The 11,985-nt window shown below is 57.5% G+C and carries 13 protein-coding genes; 11 read left to right on the top strand and 2 right to left on the bottom strand.

Features of this window, described 5'->3' with window-relative positions; translation table 11 throughout:
• Window positions 1–24 precede the first annotated feature (24 nt).
• Window positions 25–231 carry a hypothetical protein gene (locus tag ACEWL3_RS13585; RefSeq protein ID WP_435001020.1) on the top strand — a complete coding sequence of 69 codons (207 nt, stop codon included), beginning with the start codon at window positions 25–27 and terminating at the stop codon, window positions 229–231.
• Window positions 232–354: 123 nt separating this feature from the next.
• Window positions 355–2,355, top strand: a complete 2,001-nt coding sequence (locus tag ACEWL3_RS13580) for an acetyl-CoA carboxylase biotin carboxylase subunit (protein ID WP_386181844.1) — start codon at window positions 355–357, stop codon at window positions 2,353–2,355.
• A 40-nt stretch (window positions 2,356–2,395) separates the two neighbouring features.
• Here the strand turns inward: ACEWL3_RS13580 and ACEWL3_RS13575 are convergent, their stop codons facing one another.
• Window positions 2,396–2,851 (bottom strand): DUF4174 domain-containing protein, encoded by a 456-nt coding sequence (locus tag ACEWL3_RS13575; RefSeq protein ID WP_386181847.1) that lies wholly within the window; start codon window positions 2,849–2,851, stop codon window positions 2,396–2,398.
• Window positions 2,852–3,019: 168 nt separating this feature from the next.
• Between ACEWL3_RS13575 and ACEWL3_RS13570 the strand changes: the two genes are divergently transcribed.
• The 9 genes from ACEWL3_RS13570 (at window position 3,020) to ACEWL3_RS13530 (ending at window position 10,328) form a co-directional block, all read left to right on the top strand.
• Window positions 3,020–3,952: a hypothetical protein gene (locus ACEWL3_RS13570; RefSeq protein WP_386181850.1), complete on the top strand. Its 933-nt coding sequence runs from the start codon at window positions 3,020–3,022 to the stop codon at window positions 3,950–3,952.
• The gene (scpA, locus tag ACEWL3_RS13565; protein WP_386181853.1) at window positions 3,918–6,044 is read left to right on the top strand and encodes a methylmalonyl-CoA mutase; all 2,127 of its coding nucleotides are present in this window, start codon (window positions 3,918–3,920) and stop codon (window positions 6,042–6,044) included. The genes ACEWL3_RS13570 and scpA overlap by 35 nt, the downstream gene beginning before the upstream one ends.
• A complete protein-coding gene (locus ACEWL3_RS13560) occupies window positions 6,041–6,526 on the top strand; it encodes an MAPEG family protein (protein WP_386181856.1) in 486 nt (161 codons plus the stop codon). The genes scpA and ACEWL3_RS13560 overlap by 4 nt, the downstream gene beginning before the upstream one ends.
• Before the next feature lie 133 nt (window positions 6,527–6,659).
• Window positions 6,660–7,271 carry a VOC family protein gene (locus ACEWL3_RS13555; RefSeq protein WP_386181859.1) on the top strand — a complete coding sequence of 204 codons (612 nt, stop codon included), beginning with the start codon at window positions 6,660–6,662 and terminating at the stop codon, window positions 7,269–7,271.
• On the top strand, window positions 7,268–7,753 hold the full coding sequence (locus ACEWL3_RS13550; RefSeq protein ID WP_386181862.1) for a GNAT family N-acetyltransferase: 486 nt from the start codon (window positions 7,268–7,270) through the stop codon (window positions 7,751–7,753). The genes ACEWL3_RS13555 and ACEWL3_RS13550 overlap by 4 nt, the downstream gene beginning before the upstream one ends.
• 31 nt (window positions 7,754–7,784) lie before the next feature.
• A complete protein-coding gene (locus ACEWL3_RS13545; RefSeq protein WP_386181865.1) occupies window positions 7,785–8,465 on the top strand; it encodes a TerB family tellurite resistance protein in 681 nt (226 codons plus the stop codon).
• Window positions 8,465–9,490, top strand: coding sequence for an endonuclease/exonuclease/phosphatase family protein (locus ACEWL3_RS13540; protein WP_386181868.1), 1,026 nt, complete (start codon window positions 8,465–8,467; stop codon window positions 9,488–9,490). Before ACEWL3_RS13545 ends, ACEWL3_RS13540 begins: the two co-directional genes overlap by 1 nt.
• A gap of 49 nt (window positions 9,491–9,539) precedes the next feature.
• Window positions 9,540–9,908 (top strand): hypothetical protein, encoded by a 369-nt coding sequence (locus ACEWL3_RS13535; RefSeq protein ID WP_435001017.1) that lies wholly within the window; start codon window positions 9,540–9,542, stop codon window positions 9,906–9,908.
• A gap of 9 nt (window positions 9,909–9,917) precedes the next feature.
• Window positions 9,918–10,328: a VOC family protein gene (locus tag ACEWL3_RS13530; protein WP_386181874.1), complete on the top strand. Its 411-nt coding sequence runs from the start codon at window positions 9,918–9,920 to the stop codon at window positions 10,326–10,328.
• Window positions 10,329–10,333: 5 nt separating this feature from the next.
• Here the strand turns inward: ACEWL3_RS13530 and ACEWL3_RS13525 are convergent, their stop codons facing one another.
• Window positions 10,334–11,917, bottom strand: coding sequence for a Ppx/GppA family phosphatase (locus ACEWL3_RS13525; RefSeq protein WP_386181876.1), 1,584 nt, complete (start codon window positions 11,915–11,917; stop codon window positions 10,334–10,336).
• Window positions 11,918–11,985 lie beyond the last annotated feature (68 nt).

Raw genomic sequence — 11,985 nt, 5'->3', positions numbered from 1 at the left:
TAAAAGCAGTGAAGGAACAGGTATATGTCTATTCGGAACATCATTTTGGGGCTCACGGTCTGCGCGGGCCTTGCGGCCTGTGGCGACACGTTGGGTGAACAAGCACTCGGCGGTGCAGCAATCGGCGCAGGTGCTGCCGCCGTCACCGGTGGCAGCCTTGCAACGGGTGCGGCCGTGGGAGCAGGCGCGAACGTGCTTGCCTGCCAGACAGAAATCGTTAACTGCACCTGATGTAACCTTTGCGCAGGCCGGAAACCGGCTTTCGCAGAAAAAGAACATTTCTAAATCAACCCTGCCCGGCTTTGTGCCGCGGCGGGGTTTTTGCGTTTTCCTCAAGACCCAAAAGGACACTCCATGTTCAAGAAAATCCTGATCGCCAACCGGGGCGAGATTGCCTGCCGCGTTATCAAATCCGCCCGCAAGATGGGTATTGGTACGGTGGCGATCTATTCGGATGCAGACGCGGATGCCCTGCATGTCCAGATGGCGGATGAGGCGGTCCACATCGGGCCACCCCCCGCCAATCAATCCTATATCGTCATCGACAAGGTGATGGCCGCGGTCAAATCATCGGGGGCCGAGGCAGTCCATCCTGGCTATGGTTTTTTGAGTGAAAACAGTAAGTTCGCCGAGGCGCTCTCGGCTGCTGGTGTGGCATTTGTCGGCCCGCCCGTTGGTGCGATTGAAAAGATGGGCGACAAGATCACCTCAAAGAAGATTGCAAAAGAAGCAGGTGTTTCAACTGTTCCGGGCTACATGGGAATCATCGCGGACGCTGATGAAGCGGTCAACATCTCGAACGAAGTCGGCTATCCGGTGATGCTCAAGGCGTCTGCGGGTGGCGGTGGCAAAGGCATGCGGATCGCGTGGAACGATGAAGAGGCCCGCGAGGGGTTTCAGTCGTCCAAGAACGAAGCGGCCAACAGCTTTGGTGACGATCGGATCTTCATTGAGAAATTCGTAACGCAGCCCCGGCACATTGAAATTCAGGTGCTCTGCGATGCGCATGGCAATGGCATTTATCTCAACGAGCGTGAATGTTCGATCCAGCGCCGTCAGCAAAAGGTGATCGAAGAGGCCCCCAGCCCATTTCTGGACGCCGCGACCCGCAAAGCGATGGGCGAGCAGTCCGTCGCACTGGCACAGGCCGTGGGCTATACGAGTGCCGGCACGGTTGAATTTATCGTCGACGGCGACCGCAATTTCTACTTTCTTGAGATGAATACCCGTCTGCAGGTTGAACACCCGATAACCGAACTGATCACCGGTGTTGATCTGGTGGAACAGATGATCCGTGTGGCCAATGGTGAGAAACTCAGCATCAAGCAAAAGGACGTCAAGATAAACGGCTGGGCGATTGAGAACCGGCTTTATGCCGAGGATCCCTACCGTGGTTTCCTGCCCTCTATTGGCCGGTTGACCCGGTATCGCCCGCCCGCCGAAGTCGTTGAAAAGACCCATATCGTGCGCAATGACACCGGCGTCTATGAAGGCGGTGAGATCAGCATGTATTACGATCCGATGATCGCCAAACTCTGTACATGGGCCCCCACACGGGCCGATGCGATTGAACGGATGCGCGTCGCGCTCGATAGTTTTGAGGTAGAGGGAATTGGCCACAACCTGCCGTTTTTATCGGCTGTGATGGACCATCCGATCTTTGTCGCCGGCGATATGACCACGGCGTTTATTGAGGAACAATTTCCCGATGGGTTCACTGGCGTTGAATTGGCCGAAACTGAGCTGCGCCGGATCGCGGCCGCGACGGCCGCCATGCACCGGGTGGCCGAGATCAGACGTGCACGGGTGTCGGGGCGGATGGACAACCACGAACGCAAAGTCGGTTCAGACTGGAATGTCGCCTTGCAGGGGCAGTCCTTTGATTTGGTGATCAACGCCGATCAGAAGGGGTCAACAGTGACTTTTGATGATGGGGCCGAACTGAGGGTCAGTGGCGCGTGGACACCGGGCGATCAATTGGCCGAGATGACCGTGGGCGATGCACCGCTGATCCTGAAAGTTGGCAAGATATCCGGCGGTTTTCGCATTCGGACGCGCGGGGCTGATATCAAAGTGCATGTGCGCACCCCGCGTCAGGCCGAACTGGCCCGCTTGATGCCCGAAAAAGTGGCTCCTGATACGTCCAAGCTGCTGCTCTGCCCGATGCCGGGTTTGGTGGTGAAACTCAACGTCGAAGTGGGCGACGAAGTGCAGGAAGGGCAGGCGCTTTGCACTATCGAGGCGATGAAGATGGAAAACATCCTGCGCGCCGAGCGCAAAGGCGTGGTCAGCAAGATCAACGCCAATGCCGGCGATTCATTGGCGGTGGACGATGTGATCATGGAGTTTGAGTGATTTGCCCGACCCAACATAGAAGGTGCAGGCGCTGGCCAATTCAATTGCCAGAGGCTCGCTCTTTTTCGTCGCGGATTTCACGCTGGCGCATCGGCATTTTGTCGATGCTACGGGTGATCTCTCGGACGTCCCATGGAAACGGTTTGCGCAGTTTGACACCGCCATCTTTGCCCACAAGCACCAACATGAACCCGCGGGGCCGCATTTTTAGCCGCAAGGGGCTGCGGGCGGCGGGGTCGGTATCGGTCAGGACAACCACATCGCGTTCAATGAGCTCATTTTCGCGGGCACGCAGCAATTCAAGCTGTTCGATGAATGCGGGATCCTCCGCGCTGTCGGCAAAGACAAGAACGGGTCGCTTTTTCCAGTGGAATTGGCTCAAATCGTTCATATCTGCTGTCAGAAACAAGCTGTCCATTGCTGGCTCCGATGTCTCTTGGGTAGCCCCAACCGTGGCGAATAAAGCTGTAAAAACAAGTGGTATAAGGCGTTTCATCGATGCTCCTGTTTCACTTGATATAGATGTGTACCACGCGATTGCGATGCAAGTGTTGGGTCATTTTTGCATTAAGCACAATGCAAGAGGTTTTCGGGCATGAATGGGGTGATCCCTGTATCATGGCCGGTTGGGGCGGCCTGTCTTAACAGATTGGCCCGCTTTTTCATGGATATTATCTTGCATGTTGGTGCGCACCGCAGTGGGACAACGACTTTTCAGCAGTATCTGCGCAGTCAATTCACGGCGTTAGAGGCGCAGTCGTTGGGTTTCTGGGGCCCTTTGCGAACCCGAAAATCAGTCTTTCCCGGTTTGTTTGCAACGCCGTCCATCCCCAAAAACGCCCGCAGGGCGCAGGGCCGTGTGCAGATTCATCTGGCACATGCGCAAAACGCCGGGGTCAGAAAACTGCTGGTCAGTGATGAGAATATGATCGGAACGTCGCGGCACTGTTTGCGTCAGAGCGCGCTTTATCCTGCCATCGGCGACCGAATGGCGCGTATTTCGGCGGCATTTGGCGGTCGGGTCAGCCGTGTGGTCCTGACGATCCGGGCGCAAGACCTGTGGTGGGCGTCTGCGGCGGCCTTTACGGTGGCGCGCGGCCATCCCATTCCCTCATCTCAACAGCGCGACCAAATTGCCCAGAGCGCGCGGACATGGCGCGATGTGATCACCGATTTGGCCTGCGCGGTACCGGATGCCGCATTGGTGGTGATGCCCTTTGAACACGGCGCAGGCAATCCGAATTTGCTGTTGAAAGCGGCGACAGGTCTGGACGTCCCTTTGGGCGCACAGGTCCCGTGGCTGAACCGGTCGCCCACCGCCCGCGACCTGCGCGGGCTGTTGGCAGAACAAGGCGCGGACATATCGGAAATTCCCGATAACCCATTGCGTTGGCAACCGTTTTCGCAAGAACAGACAACACAATTGCGCGAAAATTACGCAGATGATCTGCACTGGCTGATTGCCGGTGCGGATGGTCTGGCCACCCTGACAGAAGACGACACCCGCAAAAGAGCAGGCACAAGCCAGCCTGCGGGCCACATGACAAGAGGACACCGATACAATGGCGGACAAGGATACATGGCGCACCCTGGCTGAGGCTGAACTGCGCGGGCGCAGCCCTGAGGATCTGACGTGGAAGACGTTGGAAGGGATCGACGTCAAACCAATCTATACGGCTGATGATCTGGCAGAGGTGGATCATCTTGGGTCCGTTGCGGGTGCGGCCCCCTTTACCCGTGGGGTAAAGGCCACAATGTATGCCGGGCGTCCCTGGACCATCCGTCAATACGCGGGGTTTTCGACGGCAGAGGAATCCAATGCATTCTATCGCCGTGGGTTGGCGGCGGGACAACAAGGTGTGTCTGTCGCCTTTGATCTGGCAACCCACCGCGGCTATGACAGCGACCATCCGCGCGTTGAGGGCGATGTCGGCAAGGCAGGTGTGGCAATCGATTCCGTTGAGGATATGAAAATCCTCTTTGACGGCATTCCGCTTGACAAGGTCAGCGTGTCGATGACCATGAACGGCGCGGTCATTCCGATATTGGCGAGCTTTATCGTCGCTGGTGAAGAACAGGGGCACGACAAATCTGTGCTGTCCGGCACCATTCAGAATGACATCCTCAAAGAGTTTATGGTGCGTAACACCTATATTTATCCGCCCGAACCCTCGATGCGGATCATCGCGGATATCATTGAATTCACCGCCAATGAGATGCCGAAATTCAACTCGATTTCGATCTCCGGGTATCACATGCAAGAGGCGGGTGCGAACCTTGTGCAGGAACTGGCGTTCACCCTTGCCGATGGCCGCGAATATGTGCGCACCGCGATTGCCGCTGGTATGGATGTCGATAAATTCGCGCCCCGCCTGTCGTTCTTTTTCGCAATAGGCATGAACTTTTTCATGGAGGCCGCAAAACTGCGGGCCGCGCGCCTGCTCTGGCATCGGATCATGTCGGAATTTGAACCCAAGAATGTAAAATCCAGCATGTTGCGCACCCATTGCCAAACCTCGGGGGTGTCGCTCGCCGAACAGGACCCGTATAACAACGTCGTGCGCACCGCCTATGAGGCGATGAGCGCGGTGTTGGGCGGCACCCAATCGCTTCATACCAATTCGCTGGACGAGGCGATCGGCCTGCCCACCGATCATTCCGCCCGGATCGCCCGCAATACGCAGTTGATCTTGCAAGAAGAAACCGGGATCACCCATGTCGTGGACCCGCTGGCGGGCAGCTATTACGTTGAAAAACTGACCCATGATCTGGCCGAAGCCGCGTGGAAGCTGATTGAAGAGGTTGAAGAGCTCGGCGGCATGACCAAGGCTGTCGCCTCCGGCATGCCCAAGCTGCGCATCGAAGAAGCCGCCGCAACCCGTCAGGCGATGATCGACCGGGGTACCGAGGTTATTGTTGGCGTCAACAAATATCGCCGCGAAACGGAAGACCCGATTGATATTCTGGACGTGGATAACGTCGCGGTACGCCAAAGCCAGATCGAGCGGCTAAAAGGCATCCGGGCCAGCCGCGACGAGGCTGAGTGCGCGGCAGCGCTCAAAGAGTTGACGCGCCGGGCCCGTGAGGGCGGTAATCTGCTCGAAGGGGCAATAGAGGCTGCACGAGCGCGTGCGACAGTTGGGGAAATCAGCATGGCAATGGAAGACGAATTTGGCCGCCACCGCGCCGAGGTCAAGACGCTGGCCGGTGTGTATGGTGCCGCCTATGAGGGCGATGAGGGCTTTGCCGCGATCCAGAAATCGGTTGAGGATTTTGCGGAAAGCGAGGGGCGTCGCCCGCGTATGCTGGTGGTCAAGATGGGTCAGGACGGTCATGACCGCGGGGCCAAGGTGATTGCCACCGCTTTTGCTGACATCGGGTTTGATGTCGATGTCGGGCCACTTTTTCAGACCCCAGCCGAGGCTGCGCAGGATGCGGTGGACAATGACGTGCATGTGATTGGCATCAGTTCTCAGGCGGCGGGTCACAAAACATTGGCACCGCAGCTAATCAAGGCTCTCAAGGACGCGGGCGCTGAGGATATCTTGGTGATCTGTGGCGGCGTGATCCCGCAGCAGGATTATCAGTTCCTGTATGATGCCGGGGTCAAAGCAATCTTTGGTCCGGGCACCAATATCCCAACAGCCGCGCAAGATATCCTGAAGCTGATCCGCGCGACACGGACATGAACAAGCGCCCCACCATCGTGATCGGCATGGTGGCGGGGCTGATCTGGGCATTTGCCGTCATCGGTGGGGCGATGCGGTTGAACATGCCTTTTGTTCCTGCACCGGTTGCCTTGCTCGGCGCGTTCTTTCCCGGTGGATTGGTGACATGTGCAATGATCGGGCGACTGGCACAGCGTCGCTTTTTTGATGATGAATCCATCGACGGGCAGGGGTTCGCGCCTGGGTCAGCGGCGTCGATTGATCAAAAAGTGCTGACCAACACCATCGAACAAATGGTGCTGGCGCTTGCGATCTGGCCGTTTGTGGCGCTCACATTGGGCGGGCAGGTGATCATCGCGATGGGGCTGGCTTTTGCGGTTGCGCGGGTGTTGTTCTGGGTCGGCTACCACATGTCACCGCCGCTGCGTGGCTTTGGCTTTGCGGCCACTTTTTACACCACTTGCATCGCAGCGTTTTGGTCGTTGGTGGTCTGGGCGTTCTGAACACCTCATACGCCAGTCTTTGTCGCCCGACAAACGGCACCACTGCTGAGTGGTATTAGGCGGCGTGATGGACGACACGAAAGATATGACCTAAATAAAAAACAGGTTACTTAATGGGTCGCAGAGGATTGGCATGGAGTTGGATCACATCGCAGTGGCGGGCACCAGTTTGGGTGCCGCCACGGAGCATGCTGCGCAGGCATTGGGTGTCCAACTGCAACCCGGAGGTCAGCACGATGTGTTTTACACCCACAATACACTGCTGGGGCTGGCGAATGGGCTGTACCTTGAGGCGATAGCTATCAACCCCGATGCGCTGGTGCCGGACCGCCCGCGTTGGTTTGATCTGGACCGGTTTCACGGGGTGCCCCGCCTGACCAACTGGATCTGCCGATGTGATGATCTGGATGCGACATTGGCGGCGTTGCCGGATGGTTTTGGCGACCCTGTCAGCTTACGTCGTGGGGATTTGCGCTGGCGGATGGCAGTGCCTGCCTCGGGCATTCTACCCTATGACAATTGCGCGCCTGCATTGATCGAATGGGAAGGCACGGCGCACCCTGCGGCCCTTTTGGCTCAGTCTGAATGCCGGTTGACGCAGGTGCATGTCTCACATCCCGATGCGGTGGCGCTTAGTGAAATGTTGAAGCCTCACCTGAGCGATGAGCGGATCAGATATTCGACCGGTCCAGCCGGACTGACGGCGCATTTTGACACGCCGTCGGGCCCGCGGGTGCTGACATGAAAATCAGGTCCGCGCATCCAGCAGACGCCGAAGACATTGCAGCGCTTTGGAACGCGATGATCCGCGATACCGATGCGACATTCACCACCCAAGAGAAAACCATAAAGGGCATTTCCGCAATGATCGCCGAGCGACAGGGCGCGTTCTGGGTCGCTGAGGCGGGCGGCGTGATTGGGTTCGTCACCTATGGACCGTTTCGCAATGGGCCGGGATACGCCGCGACGGTCGAACACACGATCATTCTGGCGCAGGATGCGCAGGGTCGCGGGGCGGGGCGTGGGTTGATGCGACAGGCCATCGCGGGGGCACGTGCGCAGGGCCATCACGTGATGGTGGCGGCGATCAGTGAGGCCAATCCCGGTGCTGTGGCCTTTCACGGCAAGTTGGGTTTTACGACTGTCGCGCAGATGCCGCAGGTGGGCCGCAAGGGTGGAAAATGGCTTGATCTGATTTTGATGCAGAAAATCGTTTCCGGACCCTGACTTCCCCCCGACCCACGGGTATAATGGCCACATGTCAGTCTGGACCCGCATCACCGAAGCAATTTCAGCCCTTGCCACTGGCGAAGGGTTGTCGGCGGTTTTTGACCGCCTGCGCAGCCCGCGGGAGCGGTCCGTGGCCTTTACCATTGCAGTGATTGCGCTCGGAGCAAAGATGGCCAAGGCGGACGGTCTGGTCACCCGCGATGAGGTCACAGCGTTTCGCGAAGTGTTTCAGATTTCCGATGGCGATACTGCGGGGGCGGCGCGTGTGTTCAACCTTGCGCGACAGGATGTCGCTGGTTTTGAAGAATATGCGCGCCGGATCGCAGATATGTTCCAGGATCAGCCCGAGATGCTGTGTGACCTGATGGAAGGGTTGTTTCATATCGCGATGGCCGATGGCACTTACCACCCGAACGAAGACGCGTTTTTGGCAGAAGTTGGTGAAATATTTGGCATGCCGACTGAAAAGTTTGCATCGCTTCGGGCGCGGTTCGTGCCTGATACCTCTCCCTTGCCGCACAGCGTTCTTGGCATCGCACCGGGTGCCACACTGCAAGAGGCGCGCGACGCCTGGCGCAAGCTGGTGCGGGCCAATCACCCGGATGTTCTGGTGGCGCGTGGGTTGCCCGAAGAAGCGGTCAGAATGGCAGAAAAGCGCATGATTGATATCAACCGCGCGTGGGAAACCATCTCTGGCAAGGCGGCTTGATGCGGATCGCCACCTATAACGTGGAGTGGTTTTCGAGCCTCTTTAACAGCAATAACAAACTCTTTAACGATAATGGCTGGTCCGCCCGATATAATGTTACGCGGGCCGATCAGACGGCGGCGCTGGGTGTGGTGTTTCAGGCGCTGGATGCCGATGCAGTGATGATCATCGAAGCCCCGGATCAAAACAGGAAACAATCGACCGTCAAGTCATTGGAGGCATTCGCCGCGCATTTTGGCCTGCGCGCCCGCGATGCGGTCATGGGCTATTCAAACGAGACACAGCAAGAGATTGCGCTGCTTTTTGATCCTGACGCTCTTGTGGCGCACCATGATCCCCAAGGCGCGTTTTCGGGTGCGGAGGGTGCCACAGGTGCACCGCGCTTTGACGGGGCGCTGCGCATTGATCTGGACATTGATGCGACCGAAGATCTGGTGGTGTTTTCAAAACCACCGTTGGAATTGTCGGTGACAACCAAAAGCGGTTTTGCCTTTCGGATGATCGGTGCCCACCTCAAATCCAAGGCCCCGCACGGGGCGAAAACACCGGCTGAAATCATGAGCTTTGGCATCGCAAACCGCCGCAAACAACTGGCTCAGGCTATCTGGTTGCGCGCCCGGATTGACGAGCATCTGGCCGCCGGCACGCCGCTGATTGTTCTGGGTGATTTGAACGACGGTCCGGGGCTTGATGAGTTTGAGAGCCTGTTTGGCCGGTCTTCAGTTGAAATTGTGATGGGTCATGATGGGCCTAATGCACTTTTTGATCCACATGCAAAACAGGCGCTTAGCCGAAAATTGGGGGCTGCGCCAACCTCGGCACGGTTTTGGATCAGGACAGAGAAAAGGTTTCTACAGGCCTTGCTCGACTATATCATCGTTACGGATGATTTTCGCGCCAAGGGGGCGAAATGGCGCATTTGGCACCCGCTTGATGACCCTACGTGTTGGGAAAATCCGCTGTTGCGCGATGCGCTGGTGACGGCATCAGATCATTTTCCGGTCACGATAGATTTTGACGCTTAAAAAGTTCGGCACCTTTGAAAAATCCACCATGAACTGCTATATTATGCCCATGAAATATGCTGCGTCCCTTGCACTGGCCCTATCCCTTTCCCCCCTCGTTGCCGGGGCGCAGGAGGATCGGGGGCTGTCCCTGATGGAGCGAGGTGCGCAGTTGTTTATGGAAGGTATCCTGAAAGAAATGGAACCTGCGATCGACGGGTTCGAAGGGTTGGCGGAACAGATGGGGCCAGCGCTCAAGAATTTTGCCGCCGAGATGGGGCCGAAACTGACAGAATTGCTGGAACAGGTGGATGATTGGAGTGCCTATCGCGCGCCCGAGATCCTGCCAAACGGGGATATTATTATCCGTCGTAAACCGGATCATCCGATGGTCCCGCCCGAGACCCCGACCGAGCCCGCTCCACAGATCGAACTTTAGCGCCAACAGATGACCAACAAACAATCCAACGGATCGGCATTCGATACCATACGCGCGGTCGATTACACTGTGATCATTGTCCGGGACATGGCGGCGATGCGCGCATTTTATGAGGGCGTTTTGCGGTTTTCCGTCGCGCGCGAACTGTCTGAAAACTGGATAGAATATCAGATTGGGCCGACCATACTTGCGCTGTCCAATCCGGGCCGGACCGGACAAGATGTGCCGACGCCAATGGGCAGTGCGGCGCTTCAGTTGGCTTTCAAGGTTCCGGTGCGGTCTGTTGATGTCTGCGCCGCAGAACTGGCGGATCATGGGATCGCCATTCTGTCGCCGCCAACGAACCGGGATTTTGGCCATCGCACATTGTTCTTTCGCGATCCTGACGGCAATCTGATTGAGGTTTTTGCCGAGATTTGACAGCGCTATTTCTCAGGCTTCCCTTTGCCGATCTTGACCACGACCTCGGCCCCAAGCGATTCTGCCAGCGAGTTCAGCCGCGCCTCTGCAACCTCACCAAAAAGCGGCTGCATGTCAGGGGTCAACCAGATCTCCAACAGCTTTTTCTTTGGAAACCAACGCATTTCGCCACGGTCTTCATGTTTGTTCATCCACAACATCGCACCAAATCGCATGGCTTTGCCAAGGATTTCGGCCTCGTTCCGGGTCTTTTCATCAACCATTTGATACAGGTCTTCAAACCGGGTGTTTTCGCGCTTGTTTGAATAACGGTGCAGCAGGGCCAGTCCCAGATAGACGCGTTCGGCATGTTTGAGCCCGCCCAGATTGGCGCGTGTGGCGTTGTCAAAACAGACCTCAGCGCGGTAGTCGGGATGTGCGCGCCAGCTGACATCATGGAGCAGACATGCGGCCTTGACCAAGCGTTTGCGCGGGGCCGGGCTGGACTTATAGAGCGGTGCGATGAAATTGTTCAGGATTTTGCCAAAGCCCGGCATACGGGCATCTTTGGCTTCTGCAAAACGGCAGGCTTCGATCAGGGGATCGCGGTCGCGCAGGCGTTGCGGCATTTGTTCGTAGAGCATGCCTTCGCGGATGCCATAGCTGCTGATGGCGATGTCTTTGGGCTTGAAGGATTTGACCAGTCGGCTTAGCACTTCGGCGGCAAAGGGGACCAGCGCCATGCGGGTCGAAGAGACGCCGCAGGCCGCGCGCATTTCATCAAGGTTGGATTTCTGGATAAACTTTACCGTCGCGCTGACCGAACGCACAGTCATGCGGTATTCATGCAGCACATGCAGGGGATAGCCGCGCCTGTACATGTCGATGCGGGCAATCGCGCGCCACGATCCACCCACAAGAAACAGACGGTCACGCTGCGCGCCCATCTTTTCCTGCAATTCGTCCATCACGCCTTTGATATGGTTGTTTCGCGCCTTGGCACCGCCCTTGAGGTCGCGCAGTTTCAATGGCCCCAACTGCGAAGTGACGCGGCGGCCAACACGCCCCCCCGAAATTTCGGCCAGTTCCATGGAAGAACCGCCAATGTCGCAGACAAGGCCATAGGCACCCGGCCAGCCCAACAACACCCCCTGCGCGGACAACCGTGCCTCTTCCTCGCCGCCAATAACCCATATCCGCAGACCTGTATCGCGGTGCACCTCATCACAAAAATCTTTGCCGTCACTGGCATCGCGCACTGCGGCGGTGGCCACGACACTCAATTCGCTTAACCCCATCCCGTCAGCCAGCTTTTTGAACCGCCGCATCGCGGACAGGGCGCGCACCCGGCCAGTGGGCGACAGGTGGCCCGTTTCGGCCATGCCAGCGCCCAATGCGCACATGATCTTTTCATTGTAGAAATACGCAGGCGATCGTGCCGCCCCGTCAAATACTACCAATCGGACAGAGTTTGAGCCGACATCAACTACCCCGACGCGCGCCAACGCACGCGCACTTGGGTCCTCAAAAAGCGGTTTTCCAAACAGCCCCAGGTCGGCCACACCGGTTTCGGGCACAGGTGTCGGGAGTGTATCGGTCTGGTCTGCCATGAGGTCTCCTGCGGGCCGTCCCTAGTGCTGCGCAAAATGCGGTACCGAGCCCGCGAGGTCAATCGTTA

It is taken from the genome of Sulfitobacter sediminivivens, from assembly GCF_042611115.2.
GTDB classification, from domain to species: domain Bacteria; phylum Pseudomonadota; class Alphaproteobacteria; order Rhodobacterales; family Rhodobacteraceae; genus Sulfitobacter; species Sulfitobacter sediminivivens.
Note: the sequence above shows the minus strand (reverse complement) of the source record. Positions and strands in the feature narration are given on the sequence as shown.

Bases quoted from the DNA above. Each gene is read 5' to 3' on its own strand.
- ACEWL3_RS13585 (WP_435001020.1), top strand. From the start codon at position 25: ATGTCTATTCGGAACATCATTTTGGGGCTCACGGTCTGCGCGGGCCTT.
- ACEWL3_RS13580 (WP_386181844.1), top strand. From the start codon at position 355: ATGTTCAAGAAAATCCTGATCGCCAACCGGGGCGAGATTGCCTGCCGC.
- ACEWL3_RS13575 (WP_386181847.1), bottom strand. From the start codon at position 2,851: ATGAAACGCCTTATACCACTTGTTTTTACAGCTTTATTCGCCACGGTT.
- ACEWL3_RS13570 (WP_386181850.1), top strand. From the start codon at position 3,020: ATGGATATTATCTTGCATGTTGGTGCGCACCGCAGTGGGACAACGACT.
- scpA (WP_386181853.1), top strand. From the start codon at position 3,918: ATGGCGGACAAGGATACATGGCGCACCCTGGCTGAGGCTGAACTGCGC.
- ACEWL3_RS13560 (WP_386181856.1), top strand. From the start codon at position 6,041: ATGAACAAGCGCCCCACCATCGTGATCGGCATGGTGGCGGGGCTGATC.
- ACEWL3_RS13555 (WP_386181859.1), top strand. From the start codon at position 6,660: ATGGAGTTGGATCACATCGCAGTGGCGGGCACCAGTTTGGGTGCCGCC.
- ACEWL3_RS13550 (WP_386181862.1), top strand. From the start codon at position 7,268: ATGAAAATCAGGTCCGCGCATCCAGCAGACGCCGAAGACATTGCAGCG.
- ACEWL3_RS13545 (WP_386181865.1), top strand. From the start codon at position 7,785: ATGTCAGTCTGGACCCGCATCACCGAAGCAATTTCAGCCCTTGCCACT.
- ACEWL3_RS13540 (WP_386181868.1), top strand. From the start codon at position 8,465: ATGCGGATCGCCACCTATAACGTGGAGTGGTTTTCGAGCCTCTTTAAC.
- ACEWL3_RS13535 (WP_435001017.1), top strand. From the start codon at position 9,540: ATGAAATATGCTGCGTCCCTTGCACTGGCCCTATCCCTTTCCCCCCTC.
- ACEWL3_RS13530 (WP_386181874.1), top strand. From the start codon at position 9,918: ATGACCAACAAACAATCCAACGGATCGGCATTCGATACCATACGCGCG.
- ACEWL3_RS13525 (WP_386181876.1), bottom strand. From the start codon at position 11,917: ATGGCAGACCAGACCGATACACTCCCGACACCTGTGCCCGAAACCGGT.